Origin of the sequence: Burkholderia sp. LFS061 (genome assembly GCF_047978125.1) — a bacterium.
GTDB classification, from domain to species: Bacteria; Pseudomonadota; Gammaproteobacteria; order Burkholderiales; family Burkholderiaceae; genus Burkholderia; species Burkholderia pyrrocinia_C.
The window spans coordinates 208925-230209 of the sequence record NZ_JBFPFS010000004.1; the positions used below are offsets into that span (position 1 = coordinate 208925).

The following is a 21285-nucleotide window of genomic DNA, read 5'->3' on the forward strand; positions in this document are numbered from 1 at the left end:
CCCCCACATCATGAATACCGCCAACCGCAAACCCCTGCCCGGCACGTCGCTGGATTATTTCGACGCGCGTGCCGCGGTCGACGCGATCGCGCCCGGCGCCTACGACACGCTGCCGTACACGTCGCGCGTGCTCGCCGAAAACCTCGTGCGCCGCTGCGATCCGGCGATCCTCGCCGAGTCGCTGAAGCAGATCATCGAGCGCAAGCGCGAACGCGACTTCCCGTGGTTCCCGGCGCGCGTCGTGTGCCACGACATCCTCGGGCAGACGGCGCTCGTCGATCTCGCCGGCCTGCGCGACGCGATCGCCGACGGCGGCGGCGACCCGGCGAAGGTGAACCCGGTTGTACCCGTGCAACTGATCGTCGATCACTCGCTCGCCGTCGAATGCGGCGGCTTCGATCCGGATGCGTTCGCGAAGAACCGCGCGATCGAGGATCGCCGCAACGAGGATCGTTTCCACTTCATCGAGTGGACGAAGAAGGCGTTCGAGAACGTCGACGTGATCCCGCCGGGCAACGGCATCATGCACCAGATCAACCTCGAGAAGATGTCGCCGGTGATCCAGGCGCAGGATGGCGTCGCGTATCCGGACACCTGCGTCGGCACCGACAGCCACACGCCGCACGTCGACGCGCTCGGCGTGATCGCGATCGGCGTGGGCGGCCTGGAAGCCGAGAACGTGATGCTCGGCCGCGCGTCGTGGATGCGCCTGCCCGACATCGTCGGCGTCGAACTGACCGGCAAGCGCCAGCCCGGCATTACCGCGACCGACATCGTGCTCGCGCTGACCGAGTTCCTGCGCAAGGAAAAGGTGGTCGGCGCGTATCTGGAATTCCGCGGTGCGGGAGCTGCGAGCCTCACGCTCGGCGATCGCGCGACGATCTCGAACATGGCGCCCGAATACGGCGCGACGGCCGCGATGTTCTTCATCGACGGCCAGACGACCGACTACCTGCGCCTCACCGGCCGCAGCGACGAGCAGGTGAAGCTCGTCGAGACCTACGCGAAGGCGGCGGGCCTGTGGGCCGATACGCTCGCCAACGCGCAATACGAGCGCACGCTGACGTTCGACCTGTCGAGCGTGGTGCGCAACATGGCCGGCCCGTCGAACCCGCACAAGCGGCTGCCGACGTCCGACCTCGCCGCGCGCGGGATCGCCGGCCAGTGGGAAGAGAAGGCGGGCGAGATGCCCGACGGCGCGGTGATCATCGCCGCGATCACGAGCTGCACGAACACCAGCAACCCGCGCAACGTGATCGCGGCGGCCTTGCTCGCACGCAACGCGAACGCGAAGGGCTTGACCCGCAAGCCGTGGGTGAAGAGCTCGCTCGCGCCGGGCTCGAAGGCGGTCGAGCTGTATCTGGAAGAAGCGAAGCTGCTGCCGGAACTCGAGAAGCTCGGCTTCGGCATCGTCGCGTTCGCGTGCACGACCTGCAACGGGATGTCGGGCGCGCTCGACCCGAAGATCCAGCAGGAGATCGTCGATCGCGACCTGTACGCGACGGCCGTGCTGTCCGGCAACCGCAACTTCGACGGCCGCATCCATCCGTATGCGAAGCAGGCGTTCCTCGCGTCGCCGCCGCTCGTCGTCGCGTATGCGATCGCCGGCACGATCCGCTTCGACATCGAGAAGGACGCGCTCGGCCACGACCAGGACGGCAAGCCGGTCACGCTGAAGGACATCTGGCCGACCGACGAGGAGATCGATGCGATCGTCGCGTCGAGCGTGAAGCCCGAGCAGTTCCGCAAGGTCTACGAGCCGATGTTCGCGCGCAGCGCCGATGCGGGCGAGCGCGCGGCGCCGCTGTACGACTGGCGGCCGCAGAGCACGTACATTCGCCGTCCGCCGTACTGGGAAGGCGCGCTGGCCGGCGAACGCACGCTGCAGGGCATGCGCCCGCTCGCGGTGCTCGGCGACAACATCACGACCGACCACCTGTCGCCGTCGAACGCGATCCTCGCGAACAGCGCGGCCGGCGAATACCTCGCGAAGATGGGCCTGCCGGAAGAAGACTTCAACTCGTACGCGACGCACCGGGGAGACCACCTGACCGCGCAGCGCGCGACCTTCGCGAACCCGACGCTGATCAACGAGATGGCGGTGGTCGACGGCGCGGTGAAGAAGGGCTCGCTCGCGCGCGTCGAGCCGGAAGGCAAGGTCATGCGGATGTGGGAAGCGATCGAGACGTACATGAATCGCAAGCAGCCGCTGATCGTCGTCGCCGGTGCCGACTACGGCCAGGGCTCGTCGCGCGACTGGGCCGCGAAGGGCGTGCGGCTCGCGGGCGTCGAGGCGATCGCCGCCGAAGGCTTCGAGCGGATCCACCGCACGAACCTGATCGGGATGGGCGTGCTGCCGCTCGAGTTCAAGCCCGGCACGAACCGGACGACGCTCGGCATCGACGGCACCGAGACCTTCGACGTGATCGGCGAGCGCAAGCCGCGCGCCGACCTGACGCTCGTGATTCACCGCAGGAACGGCGAGCGCGTCGAGGTGCCGATGACGTGCCGGCTCGATACGGCCGAGGAAGTGTCGATCTACGAAGCCGGCGGCGTGCTGCAGCGCTTCGCGCAGGACTTCCTCGAATCGTCGCAGGCGGCGTGACGGGGTTACATCGAGAACACAGACATGGCTCATATTCCTCAAATCAGGATTCCCGCGACCTATATCCGCGGCGGCACCAGCAAGGGCGTGTTCTTCCGGCTGCAGGACCTGCCCGACGCGGCGCAGGCGCCGGGCGCCGCGCGCGACGCGCTGCTGCTGCGCGTGATCGGCAGCCCCGATCCGTACGGCAAGCAGATCGACGGGATGGGCGGCGCGACGTCGTCCACCAGCAAGACGGTGATCGTGTCGAAGAGCACGCGGCCCGGCCACGACGTCGACTACCTGTTCGGGCAGGTCGCGATCGACAAGGCGTTCGTCGACTGGACCGGCAACTGCGGCAACCTGTCGGCGGCGGTCGGCCCGTTCGCGATCGGCGGCGGGCTCGTCGATCCGGCGCGCGTGCCGCGCGACGGCATCGCGACCGTGCGGATCTGGCAGGCGAACATCGGCAAGACGATCGTCGCGCACGTGCCGGTCACGAACGGCGCGGTGCAGGAGACGGGCGACTTCGAGCTGGACGGCGTCACGTTTCCGGCCGCCGAAGTGCAGCTCGAATTCATGGATCCGGCCGCCGAGGAAGAGGGCGCGGGCGGGTCGATGTTCCCGACCGGCAACCTCGTCGACGATCTCGCGGTGCCGGGCGTCGGCACGCTGAAGGCGACGATGATCAACGCGGGAATCCCGACGATCTTCGTCGAGGCCGACGCGATCGGCTATACGGGCACCGAGCTGCAGGACGCGATCAACGGCGACGCGAAGGCGCTCGAGAAGTTCGAGACGATCCGTGCGCACGGCGCGCTGCGCATGGGGCTGATCGATACGCTCGATGAAATCGCGACGCGGCAGCACACGCCGAAGATCGCGTTCGTCGCGAAGCCCGCCGATTACGTCGCATCGAGCGGCAAGCGTGTGAACGCGGGCGACGTCGACCTGCTGGTGCGCGCGATGTCGATGGGCAAGCTGCACCACGCGATGATGGGCACGGCGGCGGTCGCGATCGGCACGGCCGCGGCGATCCCCGGCACGCTCGTGAATCTGGCGGCGGGCGGCGGCGAGCGCAACGCGGTGCGCTTCGGGCATCCGTCGGGCACGCTGCGCGTCGGCGCGGAAGCGCAGCAGCAGGAGAACGGCGAGTGGGCTGTCACGAAGGCGATCATGAGCCGCAGTGCGCGCGTGCTGATGGAGGGCTGGGTGAGGGTGCCGGGCGACGCGTTCTGACGTTTCAGTCGTTCGACCGGAATGCGCGGGCGGCTTCGGCCGCCCGCGTCGTTTCGGCTAGCCGTGCAGGAACCGGCGCAGCGCGTCGTGGCTGAGGCGGCGTGCCGCTTCGGAGAGTCGCGCGTCGGGCACGATGTCGAAACCGTGCACGCCGCCGGGGAGCACGTGCAGTTCGGTCGGCACGCCGGCGCGGAGCAGCCGCCGCGCATAGTCGAGGTTTTCTTCGAGGAACAGATCGAGCGAGCCGATCGACAGGAACGTCGGCGGCAGGCCGTCGAGCTTGTCCGCGCGTGCGGCGGCGGCATACGGCGACACGCCGTCGAGGCCCGGCGCGTGGCCGAGCAGCGACGTCCAGCCGAACCGGTTGTTGGCCGCGTGCCAGACGAACTCGCCGGCATGCGGATGCGGCGCGCGCGTGCAGGTGCGGTCGTCGAGCATCGGGTAGATCAGATGCTGGAACGCGAGCCGGCATTCGCCGCGATCGCGCGCCAGCAGCGCCAGCGCGGCGGCCAGCCCGCCGCCCGCGCTTTCGCCCGTCACGCCGATGCGCGCCGGGTCGATGCCGAGCGTGTCGGCATGGCGGAAGGTCCACGCGAGGCCCGCGTAGCAATCCTCGATCGCGCCGGGGAACACCGTTTCCGGTGCGAGGCGGTAGTCGATCGAGATCAGCACGCAGCCGAGCTGTTTGACTGCCTGGCGATGAATGGCCTCCAGGTCCTTCGCCGCGCCGCGCACGTAGCCGCCGCCGTGCATGTGGACGATCGCCGGGAGCGGTCGCGCGGCGTCGTCGGGCGTGTAGATGTGAAGCGGGACGTCCGGCGCGCCGGCGGGGCCGGGGACGGCGCGGCGCGCGAGCGTGCTGCCGGCCGGGTCCGGCGGCGGCAGCGGCAGCACGCGCTCGCGCGCCTGCGCGAGGTTGTCGGCGCTGAGCGTGACGGTCGGCCACACGTCGAGCAGCGGGCGGATTTCGGGATCGACGAGATGCAGGGTATCCAAGCGGTTGCTCCGTGATTGAGTGGCGGCGATAACGGACGAACCGGTGTCGCCGCAGCGGGGCTCGGAGGCCGGCAGGCCGCCGCGATCATGTCCTTTCGGCATGCCGCAGCAGGCGGGCGGTGCCGCCGGGCGCGTTTCATGTGCGGCACGACAGTGGGCTGACATTGCCGTCGACGCGCAAGTTCCCGCGGCGGCGCCGACCGGTGCGACATCGTCGTCGTGATGCGTCGTGCGCGGCCCGCGCAGCGCGGATACCTACAGCACGCTGCGTGCGACGACCCAGCGGTGCACCTCGCTCGGGCCCTCGAAGATTCGCATCAGCCGCGCTTCGCTCGCCATCTGCTGCAACGGCAGTTCCTTCGTCATGCCCATCGCGCCGAGCGTCTGCATCGCGTGATCGATGACGGTCCACGCCATTTCGGTCGCGAACACCTTGACCATCGAGATCTGCGTGCGCGCGTCCTGCCCGGCATCCACCCGCGCGGCTGCTTCGTAGGTCATCAGGCGGCACGCGTGGATGCGGGTCAGCGCATCGGCCACCCACCACTGAACGGCCTGGCGCTCCGCGAGCGGCACCCCGAAGGTCGTGCGCTGCTTCGCGTATTCGCACAGCAGCGCGACTGCGCGCTCGGCGCGGCCGATGCACCAGGCCGCCATCTCCAGCCGCCGGTTCGACAGCCGCCCCTGCATCGGCACGAAGCCTTCGCCTTCCCGGCCGAGCAGTTGCGTGGCGGGCAGGCGGCAGTTTTCCAGCACGATCTCGTAGGTGGACAGCCCGCCGATCATCGGAATCCGGCGTTCGATGATGAAGCCCGGCGTATCGCGCTCGACGATGAAGGCCGAGATGCCGCCGCGCTTGCCCTTGCTGCGGTCCGTCAGCGCCATCACGATCGTCCAGTCGGCTTCGCTCGCGTGGCTGATCCAGATCTTGCGCCCGTTCAGCACCCAGCCGTCGCCGTCGCGCTCGGCCGTCGTCGACAGCGCGCCCGGGTCCGAGCCGGCGCCCGGTTCGGAGATGGCCATCGCGGAGCGCGTGACGCCGCGCGCATAAGGGTCGAGATAGCGGGCGCGCTGCGCGTCGTCGGCCGAGTCGCACAGCATCCTCAGGTTCGGCGAATCGGGCGGCAGCACGTACGGCGTCACGGTCGTACCGATCGCTTCGTTCACGCCGACCATCGCGACGGCCGACAGGTCCGAGCCGCCGGCGTCGAGGGGCGCGTCGAGCCCCCACAGGCCGAGCTGTCGCGAGCGTTCGTCGAGCCGTGCGCGCTCGTCGGCGAGCAGCGCGAAGCGCTGACCATCGGCTTCCCGCGCCATCGCGGCGGCTTCGAGCGGAATGAGCTCGTCGTTCACGAAGCGCGCGACGAGGTCCTTGATCATCCGGTGTTCGAGTTCGAGTTCGAAGTTCATATGCGGATCGATGAGTGAGTGAAGGAAACCGGTGCGGTCAGCGCGCGGCTGGAAGCGGCGCCGCCCGCGCGCGCAGCGTGCCGAGCAGCGCCACGCAGCCGGCCGCGAGCAGTGCCGCGTTGAAATAGAGTCCGCCGCGCATCGATCCGGTGACCGTGTTGAGCACGCCCATCAGGAACGGGCTCGCGAACCCGCCGATCGCGCCGGACATCGTGATCGCCGCGATCGCGACCGCCATCGAGCGCTTGGGCAGTGCGAGCCCCGGCACCACCCAGAACGCGGGCAGCGCCGCGGCGTGCGTGGCGACCGCGATGCAGAGCGCGATCATCAGGTGCGGCGTGCCGTCGACGCTCGCCAGCCCGGCGAGCGCCGCCGCACACGCGAGCATGGCGAATGCACCGTGCCCGCGCCATTCGCGCCGGCGCTCGGTGTGCCAGCCCATCCCGAGCATGCCGACGATGCCGCACAGGTAGGGCAGCGCGGACAGCAGGCCGATCTGCATCGCGCCGTGCAGGCCGCCGCGATGCAGGATCACGGGCATCCAGAACACGAGCGCGTAGCCGGCGGCCGCGATCGCAAAATTGGCCGCGCACAGCAGCCAGAAATCGCGGTGCGCGAGCAGCGGCCGCGCCGCGTCCGCATCCGGCGTGCCGGCTTCGACATGCGCGTGTGCGGCGCGCAGTGCGGCCTTGTCGGCGTCCGACAGCCAGCGTGCGTCGTCCGGCCGGTCGTCGAGAAACCGGAGCGCGACGATGCCGATCGCACAGCTCGGCAGCCCTTCCACGAGGAACAGCCATTGCCAGCCGCTCAGGCCGGCTGCACCGTCGAAGAGCGTGAGGATTGCGCCCGACACGGGCCCGGCGATCAACCCCGCGAGATACAGCGCCGTCATGAAGAGCGCGAACGCCTTCGCGCGCTGCCGCGGCGGATACCACGCGCCGAGATAGAACAGGATGCCGGGGAAGAAGCCGGCCTCGAACACGCCCAGCAGGAACCGGCACGCGTAGAACTGCGCGGGCGTCGTGACGAACATCGTCGCGGCCGAGCCGAGCCCCCACAGCACCATGATTCGTGCGATCGTCTTGCGCGCGCCGATCCGCGCGAGCCAGGCGTTGCTCGGAATCTCTAACGCCATGTAGCCGATGAAGAAGATGCCCGCACCGAGCCCGTAGACGGCGTCGGAAAAGTGCAATTCGGCGGCCATCTGCGCGTGCGCGAAGCCGATGTTGATCCGGTCGATGAACGACAGCGTGTAGCAGAGGATCAGGAACGGCAGCAGCCGGCGCGAGATCCGGCGGTAGAGCGCCCGCGTCGCGCCATCGTCGACGGCGGCCGGGTGGGTGGAAAGGGTCGGGGTCATGGGCACTCCGTCAGAAGCGGTGAACGATGCCGAGCGCGAGCACCTGCTCGGTGCCGCCCGGTTGCGGCTGCAGGCCGGCGACGACCGTGTTGCGCGCGTCGCCGCCGTTCTTCATGTAGAGATAGCGTGCGTAGAGCGAAGTCCGCTTCGACAGCGGATGGTCGTACCCGACGCCGAGCGCGGTCGCATCGTTCGCCGAGCCTTTCACGTCGCGGCGCACGACCGATACGAGCACGCGATCGAGCGCGCCGACGTTGATCGATACGCCGACGCTCGCGGTCGAGAACGCGGGCAGGTTCGGCGCCGTGCTGACGCCGTAGAGAAACGCGGCGTACAGCTTGACGCGCGCGAACGCGTAGTTGGCCGCGAACACGTAATGGCGGGTCGTCGACGGGTAGACGACGGGCGACAGGTTGCCGGCCGACACGTCGCCCTGGAAGCCCGCGCCGAGATAGAGCCCGCCGATCCGGTACTGAAGCCCGGCGCCATAGTTGCGCCCGGCCTGCATGGACAGCGCGTTCGCTGTCGGAAAGCCGTACGTGGCCATCACGCGCAGGCCGTTCCAGTCGGGGCTGAGATACGACGCCGCCTGGTTGAAGCGCGGAATCGGCGGCGTCGTGTTGCTCGTGATCGTATCCGTCGACGTCGCGAGCAGCGCGAGCGGCGACAGCCGTTCGTTGAGTCCGAACGGATCGCCGTCGTACACAACGTAGAACGCAGGCGTGTATTGCCGGCCGAGCCGGAGGTCGCCGTAGCGGGTGTTCTGCAGCGACACGTATGCCTGCCTGTAGAACAGCGTGCCGCCCTGGAACGATCCGTCGGCCGGCGTGAAGCCGCTTTCCAGCACGAACTTCGTCGACGTGCCGCCGCCGAGATCCTCGACGCCCGTCAACCCGATGCGGCTGGTCGACGATCCGCCGCCGCTCTGCCGCACGCTCGATAGGCTGCCGATGCGATCGAATTCGACGTAGCTGTCGACGATCCCGTACAGCGTGACCGACGACGCTTGCGCCGGCGACGCGCACAGCACGCACGCGCCGACCAGGAATGCTTTCCGTTGCATGAAGATGTCTCCGTTCCATGTCTTTTTTTGCGCGCCCGCGTTCTGGGAGCGGTTGCGCGCGTCGTATCGCCCACCGTGCCGCGTCGGGCTCAGCGCCCCTTGAACACCGGCTTGCGCTTCTCGAGAAACGCACGGGCGCCTTCGATCCGGTCCTCGCTCGCATAGACGTCGGGGCCGACGTCCAGCCGCAGCGCCGCGGCAACCGGCAAGCCCTGGCTGCGTGTCGCGGTTTCCTTGATGCGGCGGATCGTGAGCGGCGCGTTCGTGGCGATCGCCTCCGCCAGTTCGCGCACGGTGTCGTCGAGCGCGGCGCCGGGTACGACGCGGTTCAGCAACCCGACGCGCTGCGCTTCGTCAGCGTCGAAGCGGCGGCCCGTGAACAGCAGTTCCATCGCGACGGCGCGCGGCAGCATGCGCGGCAGCAGCACGCTCGCGAAGTTCGCGCCCATGCCGACCCGCGCTTCAGGCAGTGCGAAGTACGCGTGCTCGGCGGCGATCCGCAAGTCGCACGCGAGCGCGATTTCAAAGCCGCCGCCGACGGCGAAGCCGTTGATGGCCGCGATGGTCGGCTTGCACAGCTCCAGGATCGGCTCGTGTACGTTGCGTGCGAGCCCGCGCATCGGCCGCATCCCGCGCATCTCGGGATCGCCGAGATCGATGCCCGCGCTGAAGGCCCGTTCGCCGGCGCCTCGGATCACGATCGCGCGAATCGCGGGGTTGTCGTCGAGCGTGACCAGTTCGTCGCACAGGCGCCGGATCGCGTCGGCGGACAGTGCATTGGCAACGTGCGGGCGATGGATCGTCAGCCACGCAATGCCGTCGTCGTCGTTGCGCAGGATCGACGGGGCGTCGTCGCCGGTCAGGGAAGAGAACGTGTGCGGCGCGCTCATGACGCGCTCCCGGCAGAGCCTGCGCGTTCGTCGTGGATGACGCCTGCCTGCCGCAGCGCGTCGCGCCGGGCCGCATCGATGCCGAACGCGCCGAGCACCGCGTCGGTGTCGGCGGCGAACGGCCGGGGCGGCCGGCGTATCGATCCGGGTGTGCGGGAGAGTTTGGCCGGGATGCCCGCGCCGGTGTACGCCTCGGTATTGACGAACATCGCGTTGCGCGCCGCCTGCGGATGGCCGAATGCATCGGCGACGGTGTTCACCGGCCCCGTTGCGACGCCGGCGTGCAGCAGCCGCTCGACGACGTCGTCGGCGCGAAGTTCGGCGGTGAGTTGCCCGAGCAGCGTGTCGAGCGCGTCGCGATGCGCGACGCGCTGCGCGTTGGTCGCGAACCGCGGATCGCGCGCAAGCTCGGGCACGCCGAGCGCTTCGACGAGCCGCGCGAACGTGCGGTTGTTGCCGGCGCCCGTCGCCACCGGCTTGTCCTTGCACGGATAGACGCCGTAGGGAGCGATCGCGCCATACACATTGCCGGTCGCGACGGGAACGTCGCCGGTCGCCATCCAGCTCGTGCTGACCGGGTGCAGCATCGACAGTGCGGTGCTGAACAGGTCGATGTCGACGTGTTGCCCGAGACCGGAGCGCGTCCGTTCGACCAGCGCGAGCAGGATGCTCGACACGGCGCTCAGGCCGGCCGCGAAATCGACGACCGGAAACGGCACCTTGAGCGGCATGCCGCCCGGTTCGCCGTTGATCGACATAAAGCCGGCCAGCCCCTGCGCGACGGCGTCGTAGCCAGGGAACCGCGCGAGCGGGCCGTCGGTGCCGTATCCGGAAATCGAACAATGCACGAGGCGCGGGAAGCGTTCGCGCAGGCAGTGTTCGTATCCGATGCCCCAGCGTTCGAGCGTGCCCTGCTTGAAGTTGTCGACCAGCACGTCGGCCGTCTCGAGCAGGCGGAACAGCACGTCGCGTCCGTCGGGGTGCGACAGGTCGAGCGCGAGATTGCGCTTGTTGCGGTTGAGCCCCCAGTAGTAGCTGGAGATGCCGCCCGGCATCGCGGGCCCCCAGTCGCGCGTCTCGTCGCCCTGCGGCGGCTCGATCTTGATGACGTCCGCGCCGTGGTCGGCGAGCGTCTGTGCGCAGAACGGCCCCGCATAGACGCGGCTCAGGTCCACCACGCGCACGCCCGCGAGTGCGCCTTCGTTGTTGCTGGTCATGACGATGTTTCCTTCGATGTGGAATTCGATGGTCCGGCATGCCGGCATGCGCCGGCCGCACGGCAGACGACGCGTCGCCGGCTCAGCCGCGCGCGGCGAACAGCGCGTTCACCGCCGCACGATGTTCGGGGGTGGCGTGCGCGAACGCCTGGTACGAGGCCGACAGGTCGAGCAGCGTGTCGAGGCTCGCGTGCCGGCCTTCGCGCAGCAGCCGCTTGGTCAGGCGCAACGCGGTGCCCGAGTGGCGGGCGATGCGGCCGGCCAGTTCGTGCGCGTGCGCGAGGAGGTCGCCGTCGGGAACGACGCGCGACACGAGCCCGCAGCGCAGCGCCGCCTGTGCGTCCAGCGCGTCGCCCGTGAACGACATTTCCGCGGCGACGGCGGCGCCGACGATCTGCGGCAGGAACCACGCGCCGCCGTCGCCCGGCACGAGGCCGAGCGTGATGAAGCTCTCGGCGAAGCGTGCGCTGCCGGCGGCGATGCGGATGTCGCACATGCACGCGAGATCGGTGCCGGCGCCGATGGCCGGGCCGTTGATCGCCGCAATGGCCGGCACTTCGAGCTGCTGGAACGCCTGCGCCACGCGCTGTATGCCGCGGCGATAGCTCGTCCGGATCGCGGCGAGGTCGTGCGGGTCCGATTCGACGAACGCGCGCATCGCCTTCACGTTGCCGCCCGACGAAAACGCCGCGCCGGCGCCGGTCAGGATCAGCACGCGGATCGATTCGTCGCGGTTCGCGTCGTCGCAGCATTCGGTCAGCGCGTCGATCGCATCGGTATCCGAAATGGCGTTGCGGGTTTCGGGGCGGTTCATCGTGACGGTCAGGATCGGGCCCTGCCGTTCACGGATCAGAAAGGCTGCCATGATGTCTCCGTATGTTCTGTGCCGCGGGACTTCACGCCGCGGGCCGAAGCCTAGTATCGTCACGACGGTTGGCGGCGGGAAATTCCGTTCCACGTATGTGGAAGGCCCGTCCCGGTTGCGTGCGGAGAGGGCGGGATGAGCGGAAACGTGGTCAAGAGCGCGGCGCGCGTGTTCGAGGTGCTGGAACTCTTCAGCACATTGCAGCGGCCGCTGAGCGTGCGGGAGATCGCCACGCGCTGCGGCTATCCGGGGTCGAGCGCTGCGGCGTTGCTGACCAGCATGAAAGCGCTCGGCTATCTCGCGTACGACGACGAGACGCATGCCTATGCGCCCACCGCGCGGCTCGTCAATCTCGGCGAAGCGCTCGTCGATTCGGCGGCAGGCAGCCGGCGGCACTGGCACGCCGTCGCGAAGCGGCTGGCCGCCCGCACGCACGAGGCGGTCGTGATCGCGGTGCAGAGCGATCTGTATGTGCAGTACATCGACGCGATCGCGGGCTCCCATAGGATTCCGATCCAGTTCTATGCGCCGATCGGCACGCGCCGCGAGATCTGCATGTCGAGCCTAGGCTGGGCGCTGCTGAGCATCCAGCCGGACAACACGATCCGCCGGCTCGTGGCGCGCAGCATCCGCCGGCTCGGGCAGTCGGGCAGGACGATCGACGAGGATGTCGTGCTCGACAAGGTCGAACAGGCGCGCCGGCACGGCTACTCGTATTCAGCGCATACGGTGACGCAGGGCGCCGCGATGATCTCGATGGTGATCGCGGACGGCTTGAACGGCCTGCCGCTGGCGATGGGCGTGGCCGGGCCTGTCGAGCGGATCGACGCGCACCGCGACGCGATCGTGCGGGCGATGCGGGAGGTGCTGGCCGAGCGCGCGGACGAGGCGGCCGGCTAGCCGCGCGAGGCTGGCCCGCGCGCCGGGCGTTGTGGCATCGGGCAAGTGCCGGTGCCTGACGGCGAGCGATGGCGATGCGGCCGGGACGTCGATCCCGGGTATCGGCCCGGTCATCGTTCGTGCCGCGCCCGTCGCACGCATTCGCATAGAATCGATGCGTTTCCTTGCCCCTGTCCCGGTTGCATTTCAGCGAGGTCGCAATGCCATTGAACGCGCCGCTTGCCGGCATCCACATCGTCGAATTCGAAGGTCTCGGCCCCGGCCCGCTCGCGGGCTGGATGCTCGCCGGGATGGGCGCGCGGATCACGCTGATCGCGCGCCCGTCCGGCCGCACGAGCGCGCCGGACGCGCTGCGGGCCCGCGACGGCGACCTGCTGCGCGAAGGCAAGACGATCGTCGAGCTCGACCTGAAGGCGCCGACCGGCCGCGCTGCCGCGCTCGAACTGATCGCGCAGGCGGACGCGCTGATCGAGGGGCTGCGGCCCGGCGTGATGGAGCGGCTCGGCCTCGGGCCCGAAGATTGCGCACGCCGCAACCTGAAGCTCGTGTACGGGCGGATGACCGGCTGGGGCCAGCACGGCCCGCTCGCGGCCGCGGCCGGGCACGACCTGAACTATGTCGCGCTGACGGGGCTGCTGTCGCTGTCGGCACCGAATGACGGCCGGCCGGGGTTGCCGCCGACCGTCGTCGGCGATGCGGGCGGCGCGCTCGGGCTCGCGTTCGGGATCGTCTGCGCGCTGTTCGACGTGCGCGGCGGGGGGCTGGGGCGCGTGGTCGACGGCGCGATCGTCGACATCGTGTCGATGCTCGGTTCGCTCGCGCTGTGGGCACGCGCGAACGGGCAGCTCGACGGCGCGCAGCCGAGCCTCTTCCACGACGCGCCGTTCTACGACGTGTATCGCTGCGCGGACGGCGAATGCGTGACGATCGGCGCGCTCGAGCCGCCGTTCTATGCGCTGCTGATCGAACGGCTCGGGCTGACCGACGTCGATCCGGCGTCGCAGTACGACCGCGCGCACTGGCCCGCGTTGAAGGCGCGGTTCGCCGACGTGTTCGCGCAGCAGCCGTCAGCGCACTGGCGCGCGCTACTTGAAGGCACCGACGCGTGTTTCGCGCCGGTATTGAGCGTGGCCGACGCGGCGCTGCATCCGCACAACGCGGCGCGCGGGATCTATCGGACCGACGAGAACGGCAACGTGCGGGCGCGCGTGGCGCCGCGGTTCCTGCCGTTGAAGGGTGGTGGGGCCGAGTAGGCGTGCTGAACTTTACGGCTCGGGAGCGAATTCGGAATGGCCTGTATGGCACCTGGAATCGTGCTAAATATGGTGCCAAATAAAGTGCAATGGAAATTCAATCGAAAAAGGAGCGGACATGCCCCACACCATCCTGGCCAGCGTGACGGCGAGCGTCTCGGAGCTGAAGCGGAACCCGATGGGAACCGTTGCGGCGGGCGAGGGCTTCCCGGTCGCGATCCTGAATCACAACGAGCCCGCGTTCTATTGCATCCCGGCGAAGACATGGGAGGCGATGGTCGAACGTCTCGAAGATATCGAAGACAACGCGCTGGCTGACTCGCGCGCCAAGGAGAAAACCGTCAAGGTCAAGCTGAATGACCTTTGAGCTCGCTTTTCTCGAACCTGCGTTGAAGGAGTGGAAGAAGCTCGATCGTACCGTTCGCGATCAGTTCAAGGCCAGACTCGCCGAACGGTTAGAGAATCCTCGCATTCCCTCGGCGAAGCTGCACGGTCATCCGGATCGCGACAAGATCAAGCTGCGCAGTGTCGGCTATCGTCTCGTGTACGAAGTGCGCGATGCGGAGGTCGTCGTACTGGTCGTCGCGGTGGGGCGTCGCGAGCGCGATGCGGTCTATCTCGCCGCAATGAAACGCTAGCGCGATACGCGATACGCGTTGCGTGTTCGGCGTTCTCTAATTGACCTTGGGCCGGGCAACCGCTCAGGCCGTTTCCTCCGGCATATCCGGCATCTTGCCGTCGCCGACACGATTGATCGTACCTTGCGCGATCGCGACGAGCCGCTCGTGATCGCCGTCGATGACGAACACATGACACTGGCAGGTCGCCTGGTGCCGGCCTGCGTAGACGAGCTTCGCGCGCGCGACGAGCGTGCCGTTCACGGCCGGCCGCAGGTAGTTGATCTTGTATTCGGCCGTGATCACGCGCGGGCCGAGCACGAGCGCGCCGGCGAACGTCAGCGCGTTGTCGGCGAGATAGCTGATGACGCCGCCGTGCACGAAACCGTGCTGCTGCCGCAGTTCATCGCGCACGTGCAGGCACAGCGACACCTCGTTGTCGCCGATATGCATCAGCTCCGTACCCAGCAGCATGCTGAACGGTTGCGCACGCAATGCGCCGCGCGCGTGGTCCGTGATGTCGGTCATCGGCTTTCCTCGAAATGAGTGCCCGCTTGCGCTGAACTCTAGGAAGGGGGCAGCGGATAAGCAAGGAAATTCGTCCGCGTTTCCTGCAATTTCCGGCGCGATGCGATGCGATTATTGCGTCGAACGCGGGAGTTGTCCTTGTTTGCGGGCGATTCGGCGGGAATGCGCGAGCGACGCACGTCACGGGCCCGTGTTGCTGCCCGCACCTCGCCGGCTGCACCTGAACGGCTGCTCCTAAAGTCCGACGAAGAAATGCCGCTAATGCCGGGGCATTGCCTCATCGTCCGCTCTCCAGGAATCTCCCCATGTTCGGAAAAATCAAGCTCGCGTCGGGTCTGCTCGGCGTGTTGACCGTGTTTTGCCTCTTCCTGTTCGCGATCGAAGCGCTCGGCTTCCGGGCGCTCGCGTCGACGCGCAGCGGCGTCGACGATCTGTCGAACGTCGCGATCGCGCAGGTCAACGCGGCCAACCAGGCGACCGAGCACCTGCTCGACGCGCGCATCAACCTGTCGCGCGCCGGCACGCGGATGGTGCGCGGCGGCCCGAAGCCGGAGGACATCATCCGCCATGCCGGCGCTTCGCTTGCCGACGCGGACAAGGCGTTCGCCGCGCTGACGGCCGCGCAGCCGGTCGACGACACGAACCGCACGCGCGTCGCGGCGCTCGCCGAGCGCTATCGCGCGCTGCGCGGCGCGCTTGGCGAACTCGTGCAGTTCCTCGACGCCGACAACATCCAGGCCTTCCTCGACCAGCCGACGCAAGGCATCCAGGATGCCTACATCGCCGAACTGCATCGCTTCGCCGAATACGGCAGCGCATCGAGCCGCACGGCGCTCGACACGATCGACGGCGGCATGCTCTGGTTCAAGTCGGTCGGCATCGCGCTGCTGGTGGCGATGCTCGCGGCGAGCGCGGCGATCTACGCAGCCGCGCGGCGCGCGGTCGTCGCGCCGCTGGACGAGGCCAGCCGCCATTTCGAGCGGATCGCGCAGGGCCGGCTCGACGAAGCCGTGCGGGCGGGCGGCGTGTTCGAGATCGACCGGATGCTGCGCGGCCTCGCCGCGATGCAGACGAGCATCGCGGGCACCGTGCGTACGGTGCGCCACGCGTCCGATGCGATCCACCTCGGCGCGGGCGAGATCGCGGGCGGCAACGCCGACCTGTCGGCGCGCACGGGCACGCAGGCCGCATCGCTCGAGGAAACGGCCGCGAGCATGGAGGAATTGACCGCGACCGTCCGGCAGAACACCGACAGCGCACGCGCGGCCAGCGCGCTGGCCGACGCGGCGCTCGAAGCGACGAGCCACGGCGGCGGCGTGGTCGACAGCGTGATCGACCGGATGCGCGGCATCGCGCAGAGCTCGGGGCGGATCGCGGAAATCATCTCGGTAATCGACGGCATCGCGTTCCAGACCAACATCCTCGCGCTGAACGCGGCGGTCGAGGCCGCGCGGGCCGGCGAACAGGGGCGCGGCTTCGCGGTCGTCGCGGGCGAAGTGCGCTCGCTCGCGCAGCGCAGCGCGCAATCGGCGAAGGAGATCAAGGCGCTGATCGAGGATTCGGTCGCACAGATCAACGGCGGCGCGGAACTCGTCGAGCGCGCCGGCGATGCGATGCGGACGGTGTCGGCATCGATCACGCGCGTCGTGCAGACGATGTCCGAGATCACGGCCGCGTCGGTCGAGCAGAGCGTCGGGATCGAGCAGGTGAACCAGGCCGTCACGCAGATGGATCAGCTGACGCAGCAGAACGCGGCGCTGGTGGAGCAAGTCGCGGCGGCGGCCGCGTCGCTGAACGACCAGACCGCGCACCTGATGCAGGCGGTGTCGGTGTTCGAACTCGGCGATGCGCGCGCCGCACGCGGCGAACGCGTGGCGCCGTCGTTTGCCGACGCGGGTTACGAACCGGCCGGCAGCGCCGCGTAGGCGGTCGCGAGATGGTAGGGCGTCGTCGACGGCATGTCGGCGCGCGACACCTGCCCGTCCGCCGTCTTGCACTCGAACCAGCCGCGCGGATGCAGGAAGCGCGAGGCGAAGCGCCCGATCTGCTGCGCGAGCGGCGCGGACGCCGGCGTGCCGCCGTGCGTCGCGAGCGCGCGCAGGTACTCGGTCTGCGCCCAGATCCGCTGCGTGCCGTCGATGCACGCGCCTTGTGCGTCGAGCGCCGCGCAGACGCCGCCCGTCTGCGCATCGACGCCGTATTGCTCCGCGAACGTGAAAGCGCGCGACAGTGCCGCGGGGAGCCCGGTCTGCGCGAGCCGTGCGCCGGCCGCGTCGACCAGATAGAACCACTCGAACTGATGGCCGGGCTCGAAACGGTTGTCGGCCGCCCCGAGCGGCAGCTCGTCGACGCAGCCGGTCGCCGCGTCGACGAACGTGCGCTCGACGGCCCGCGCGGTGCGTACGAGCGCATCGTCGAACGCCGCGTCGCCGAACGCGTCGGCGGCCGCGAGCCACGCTTCGGTCAGATGCATCAGCGGATTCTGCAGCGCGCCGCTGCCGGATGACGAGAAATCGGCGTGGCGCGCCGCATCGAGCAGCGCGTCGCCATGGCGCGGTGCGAAGCGGTCCTGGATCAGCGCGGCGGTTTCTTCTGCCACCGCGCGCGCGGCGGCGTCGCCCGACGCCGCATGCCATGCGGCGCACGCGAACACGATGAACGCGTGCGTATAGAGATCCTTGGTCGTATCGAGCGGCGCGCCCTGCGCGTCGACGCTGTAGATCCAGCCGCCGTGGCGCGCGTCGCGGAAGCGGCTGCACAGCGCGTCGAACAGCGTGGCCGCGTGTGCTGTGTCGCCGGCCTGCGCGAACACGAACAGTTGCCGCGCGCAGGCCATTGCGCGATAACGGGTGACGGGCAGCGGCGCGTGGGTGGCCGGATCGACGGCCTCGAACGGCAGCCGCAACGTGTGGTCGAACCCGGAACCCCGCCAGATCGGCAAGACGACGTGCGCGAAATGGTGGCGCAGCTGGGCGGCCTGGGCGGAAGCGGAGTCGGAAACGGACATGACGGGGTTGAGCGCTTGGATCTGAACGTGTCGGCGCGGCCCGGATCGGCGCGGCCGGGGCCAAGGATAAAACATTCCGCGCGACCGGCACAAAAAAAGGAGATAAATCGGATGCTCAGCAACCTGGAACTCGTGATGCGGCTCGTTCTCGCGGCGGCGCTCGGCAGCGTCATCGGCTTCGAGCGCGAGCGCCTGTCGTGGGCGGCCGGCCTGCGCACGCACATGCTCGTGTGCGTCGGCTCGACGCTGATCATGATCGTGTCGGCGTTCGGATTCGCCGACGTGCTCGGCAGCAGCGAGCACATCGTGCTCGATCCGTCGCGGATCGCCGCGCAGGTCGTGTCGGGCATCGGCTTCCTCGGCGCGGGCTCGATCCTGCTGCGCGGCGAGATCGTGCGCGGGCTGACGACGGCAGCGAGCCTGTGGTCGGTCGCCGCGATCGGCCTCGCGGTGGGCGGCGGGCTCTATGTCGCGTCGATTTCGGCGACGATCATCATCCTGATCATCCTGGCCGGCATCAAGCCGCTGGAGCGGCGCTATTTCACGGTGCGCCAGCGGCGCCAGCTTGAGCTGACGGTCGTGAGCGGCGCGCTGACGTTCGATTCGCTGCACGCGGCGCTCGGCCCCGACAGCGCGCGCGTGAAGCAGTTCATCTTGCAGCGTGCCGACGACACGGGCGAGCACGACGAAGTGCGCATCGCGCTCGCGCGGGTATCGGAACTCGAATACCAGGCGATCTGCGGCAAGCTGCGCGCGCTGCCGGGTGTCACGCGCTTCGAAGAAGGGAACGGGTTGTCGGGTGACGAATAGGCTGAATCGGTTGCGGGGCGTGCGACAATGGCCGGCCACCGATTCCGTTCGACTTCCGGTTCCGCGCTCGCGGGCCCCGCAATCCGATCTCCATGACCGAATCCGTTTCCACGCCTCGCTCCCGTTCCCGTTCCAATCGTTCGTCGGCCCGTTCCCGCCAGCGCTCGGCGGCTGCCGCGAGCAGCACGTCCGCGAGGGCGACGTCGCGGCCGGGCAGCGCGCCGGTCGGCGATGCGTCGCGGGACGAACTGACGCTCGACCTGTTTGGCGACCCGGTGCTCGAGCCGGGCGAGCGGGTGCCGGTCACGGCACGCGACGAAGCGGTTGCGGAAGCCGAAGCCGCGGCCGGTGCCGCAGACGATGCCGCCGCCGGGCGGCAGGCGTCGCTGGATGGGTTCAGCGCGCCGGAGGCCGCGAGTGCGGCGGGGCATGCGGACGCAGAAGGCGCTGTGAAGCCGGAAGTCGCGCTGGCGGTTGACGGTGTTTCGGCGCCTGAAGGCGGCGATGCTGTGAAAGCGGACGGTGTGACTGCGGCTGATGGCGTTGCGATGAAGGCGGTCGAGGTACTTGCGGCCGATGGCGTTGCAGCGAAGGCAGCCGATGTGCGTGAGGCCGATGGCGGCACGGTGGCGGTAGCCGAGCCGCAAGCGGCAAATGGCGCTGTGGCGAAGATGGCCGATCGACAAGCGGCTGATGACGAAGTTGCGAAAGCTGCTATCGAAGCGGCGGTCGGCGTCGCGACCGTCAAATCCCGCGAAGGGCGCTCTTCCGGTGAGGTAGTGAAGGAGCGCCGCTCGTCGTCGGGCGGCAAACGCCGGGCGACTGCCGGCGCAAGCGACGCGACGTCGGTGCAATCCGCGCCGGTTGCGACGAGCGTCGGCAAGGCGCCGGACGCGACCGGATCGAACCCGGGGGCGGACGCCGTTTCGACGGTCGAGCCGCAGACGCCGGCGCAACCGGTCGAGCCGGCGAACACCGCGAACACCGCGAACACCGCGAACACCGCGAACACCGCGAACACCCGTGACGCTGCCCCGACCAACACCTCGCCGTCGCCGGTCACGCAGCCTGTCGCTTCCGCCGCATCCTTCGTGACGAAGCCGTCGTCGGAACGCACGCAGCCGGTCGCGCCGGCCTTCGATCCGGATACGCACCTGCGCCCGCTGACTGACCGATTTGCCGCGCTGCAGGCCGATATGGACGGGTTGACGCGCGCGGCCGATCGCGAGATGCGCCGCGTCAACCGCCTGTTGCTGGCGCTTGCCGTCGTCGTGCTGGCGGGGCTCGTCGCGCTGATGCTGCAAACGCGGCAGATCGCGCACCTGAAGCAGGACGCGGCCGCCAGGCAGCAGCGGATCGATCGCCTGGCGGCCGACCTGTCGACGCAGCAGGCGACGCTGATGACGCTCGAGGAGCACCACGAAGCACTCCTGTCGCAGGTCGACCGGCTTCAGCGCAATGCGAACCGCGACGCGGCCGTCGCGAAGCGTGCCCGTCGCACGCGCTGATCGTTCCGACCCTATCATGGAAGCCCGACGGGGCAAGGATCGCGGTTCCGCGCCTGGGATCGGCGGCGGCGCGCGTGCGGCAAACTGATGCGGTGTACTGGCAGAATTCAGGGAAAACCCTTAGAATGGAGCCCGTCTAAGGGAAAACCCTAGACGCAACTGTCAGGAGTCTCACATGAGCTTCATCCTTGCCCTGCTGGAAAAAATCGACGACCTGTTCGTGTCGCCGCACCTGCCGCTCGACGCCGATTACTCGTACGCTGCGCGTCGTGCCGAAGCCGAGCGCGTGCGTCGTGCGCATCTCGTGCCGATCGTCCTGTATCGTCGCTGATTCGCTGATTCGCTGATTCGCTGATTCGCTGATTCGCTGATTCGCTGATTCGCTGATTCGGCACGGCGCCCGCTACACCTGCCCGCTTGTTTTCCGCCGCTGCCCCGCGCGCCGGCGCGACCGTCCCGCTACACTGGAAGTCCGATTCCCTTCACGGCGACCGGGCCATGCTGCAGATGCGGCCGATGACGGCCGGCGAATTCCACGCGTACCGCACGCGAGCCATCGACGGCTACGCGCGCGATCTCGTTTCATCCGGACAGAATGCTGTCGAAGACGCGGCCGATCGTGCGCGCGCCTGTTTCGACATGCTGCTGCCGGACGGCCTGCGGACATCCGGCCAGACACTCGTCGTGCTCATCGACGGCGCCAGCGGCGACGCGGTGGGCGACCTCTGGTACGCGATCGTGCCCGAAGGGCCGAACCGCACGCTGTTCATCTACGACCTCGACATCGTCGCGTCCCGGCGCCGCCAGGGCTGGGCCACGCGCGCGCTCGATGCGCTCGACGCCGAGGCGCGCCGGTACGGCATCACCGAGATCGGGCTGTCGGTGTTCAATCACAACACGGCGGCCCGCGCGCTGTATCGTGCGCGCGGCTTCGTGCCGATCACGACGACGTTGATCAAGCCGGTCATCCCGGGCTGAATCCGCTGGCGGGCGCTGCGTCGTCACGTGCGACCGATTTCACACACCGCTGACGGCCGA

General features: G+C 69.0%; 20 protein-coding genes. 11 read left to right on the forward strand and 9 right to left on the reverse strand.

Features of this window, described 5'->3' with window-relative positions; genetic code table 11:
* Positions 1-10: 10 nt before the first annotated feature.
* Together acnD and prpF are read left to right on the forward strand one after the other, a co-directional pair.
* Positions 11-2605, forward strand: coding sequence for a Fe/S-dependent 2-methylisocitrate dehydratase AcnD (gene acnD / locus ACNQQL_RS05430; RefSeq protein WP_347063465.1), 2595 nt, complete (start codon positions 11-13; stop codon positions 2603-2605).
* Between the two features lie 24 nt (positions 2606-2629).
* Positions 2630-3823, forward strand: a complete 1194-nt coding sequence (gene prpF / locus ACNQQL_RS05435; RefSeq protein WP_347063466.1) for a 2-methylaconitate cis-trans isomerase PrpF — start codon at positions 2630-2632, stop codon at positions 3821-3823.
* A 57-nt stretch (positions 3824-3880) separates the two neighbouring features.
* Here the strand turns inward: prpF and ACNQQL_RS05440 are convergent, their stop codons facing one another.
* The 7 genes from ACNQQL_RS05440 to ACNQQL_RS05470 all read right to left on the reverse strand — a co-directional run bounded on the left by ACNQQL_RS05440 (position 3881) and on the right by ACNQQL_RS05470 (position 11624).
* Positions 3881-4819: an alpha/beta hydrolase gene (locus ACNQQL_RS05440; RefSeq protein ID WP_347063467.1), complete on the reverse strand. Its 939-nt coding sequence runs from the start codon at positions 4817-4819 to the stop codon at positions 3881-3883.
* A gap of 255 nt (positions 4820-5074) precedes the next feature.
* On the reverse strand, positions 5075-6229 hold the full coding sequence (locus ACNQQL_RS05445) for an acyl-CoA dehydrogenase family protein (protein WP_204422083.1): 1155 nt from the start codon (positions 6227-6229) through the stop codon (positions 5075-5077).
* Between the two features lie 37 nt (positions 6230-6266).
* Positions 6267-7589, reverse strand: coding sequence for an MFS transporter (locus ACNQQL_RS05450; RefSeq protein ID WP_347063468.1), 1323 nt, complete (start codon positions 7587-7589; stop codon positions 6267-6269).
* A gap of 10 nt (positions 7590-7599) precedes the next feature.
* Positions 7600-8652, reverse strand: coding sequence for a porin (locus tag ACNQQL_RS05455; RefSeq protein ID WP_347063469.1), 1053 nt, complete (start codon positions 8650-8652; stop codon positions 7600-7602).
* Positions 8653-8741: 89 nt separating this feature from the next.
* Complete coding sequence (locus tag ACNQQL_RS05460) at positions 8742-9542, reverse strand: enoyl-CoA hydratase/isomerase family protein (RefSeq protein ID WP_347063470.1); 801 nt, start codon at positions 9540-9542, stop codon at positions 8742-8744.
* Positions 9539-10759 carry a CoA transferase gene (locus tag ACNQQL_RS05465; protein WP_347063471.1) on the reverse strand — a complete coding sequence of 407 codons (1221 nt, stop codon included), beginning with the start codon at positions 10757-10759 and terminating at the stop codon, positions 9539-9541. The genes ACNQQL_RS05460 and ACNQQL_RS05465 overlap by 4 nt, the downstream gene beginning before the upstream one ends.
* A gap of 82 nt (positions 10760-10841) precedes the next feature.
* The gene (locus ACNQQL_RS05470) at positions 10842-11624 is read right to left on the reverse strand and encodes a crotonase/enoyl-CoA hydratase family protein (RefSeq protein WP_347063472.1); all 783 of its coding nucleotides are present in this window, start codon (positions 11622-11624) and stop codon (positions 10842-10844) included.
* Positions 11625-11759: 135 nt separating this feature from the next.
* Between ACNQQL_RS05470 and ACNQQL_RS05475 the strand changes: the two genes are divergently transcribed.
* The 4 genes from ACNQQL_RS05475 to ACNQQL_RS05490 all read left to right on the forward strand — a co-directional run bounded on the left by ACNQQL_RS05475 (position 11760) and on the right by ACNQQL_RS05490 (position 14415).
* A complete protein-coding gene (locus ACNQQL_RS05475; RefSeq protein ID WP_072440093.1) occupies positions 11760-12524 on the forward strand; it encodes an IclR family transcriptional regulator in 765 nt (254 codons plus the stop codon).
* A gap of 200 nt (positions 12525-12724) precedes the next feature.
* On the forward strand, positions 12725-13777 hold the full coding sequence (locus ACNQQL_RS05480) for a CaiB/BaiF CoA-transferase family protein (protein WP_347063473.1): 1053 nt from the start codon (positions 12725-12727) through the stop codon (positions 13775-13777).
* Between the two features lie 118 nt (positions 13778-13895).
* A complete protein-coding gene (locus ACNQQL_RS05485) occupies positions 13896-14144 on the forward strand; it encodes a type II toxin-antitoxin system Phd/YefM family antitoxin (protein WP_006752775.1) in 249 nt (82 codons plus the stop codon).
* Positions 14134-14415, forward strand: a complete 282-nt coding sequence (locus ACNQQL_RS05490; protein WP_347063474.1) for a type II toxin-antitoxin system RelE/ParE family toxin — start codon at positions 14134-14136, stop codon at positions 14413-14415. Before ACNQQL_RS05485 ends, ACNQQL_RS05490 begins: the two co-directional genes overlap by 11 nt.
* 63 nt (positions 14416-14478) lie before the next feature.
* Here the strand turns inward: ACNQQL_RS05490 and ACNQQL_RS05495 are convergent, their stop codons facing one another.
* Complete coding sequence (locus ACNQQL_RS05495; RefSeq protein WP_347063475.1) at positions 14479-14922, reverse strand: PaaI family thioesterase; 444 nt, start codon at positions 14920-14922, stop codon at positions 14479-14481.
* Between the two features lie 305 nt (positions 14923-15227).
* Between ACNQQL_RS05495 and ACNQQL_RS05500 the strand changes: the two genes are divergently transcribed.
* Positions 15228-16847 carry a methyl-accepting chemotaxis protein gene (locus ACNQQL_RS05500; protein ID WP_347063476.1) on the forward strand — a complete coding sequence of 540 codons (1620 nt, stop codon included), beginning with the start codon at positions 15228-15230 and terminating at the stop codon, positions 16845-16847.
* Here ACNQQL_RS05500 and ACNQQL_RS05505 read toward each other — a convergent pair.
* Complete coding sequence (locus tag ACNQQL_RS05505; RefSeq protein WP_347063477.1) at positions 16820-17929, reverse strand: AGE family epimerase/isomerase; 1110 nt, start codon at positions 17927-17929, stop codon at positions 16820-16822. The two genes, ACNQQL_RS05500 and ACNQQL_RS05505, sit on opposite strands and share 28 nt — an antisense overlap.
* A gap of 111 nt (positions 17930-18040) precedes the next feature.
* Between ACNQQL_RS05505 and ACNQQL_RS05510 the strand changes: the two genes are divergently transcribed.
* From ACNQQL_RS05510 to ACNQQL_RS05525, 4 genes are all read left to right on the forward strand, one after another.
* The gene (locus ACNQQL_RS05510) at positions 18041-18739 is read left to right on the forward strand and encodes an MgtC/SapB family protein (RefSeq protein WP_347063478.1); all 699 of its coding nucleotides are present in this window, start codon (positions 18041-18043) and stop codon (positions 18737-18739) included.
* Positions 18740-18831: 92 nt separating this feature from the next.
* On the forward strand, positions 18832-20247 hold the full coding sequence (locus ACNQQL_RS05515; protein ID WP_347063479.1) for a flagellar hook-length control protein FliK: 1416 nt from the start codon (positions 18832-18834) through the stop codon (positions 20245-20247).
* A 175-nt stretch (positions 20248-20422) separates the two neighbouring features.
* Positions 20423-20578, forward strand: coding sequence for a hypothetical protein (locus tag ACNQQL_RS05520; protein WP_347063480.1), 156 nt, complete (start codon positions 20423-20425; stop codon positions 20576-20578).
* A 167-nt stretch (positions 20579-20745) separates the two neighbouring features.
* Entirely contained in the window at positions 20746-21225 is a 480-nt protein-coding gene (locus tag ACNQQL_RS05525) for a GNAT family N-acetyltransferase (protein WP_347063481.1), read from the forward strand.
* Positions 21226-21285: the final 60 nt, after the last annotated feature.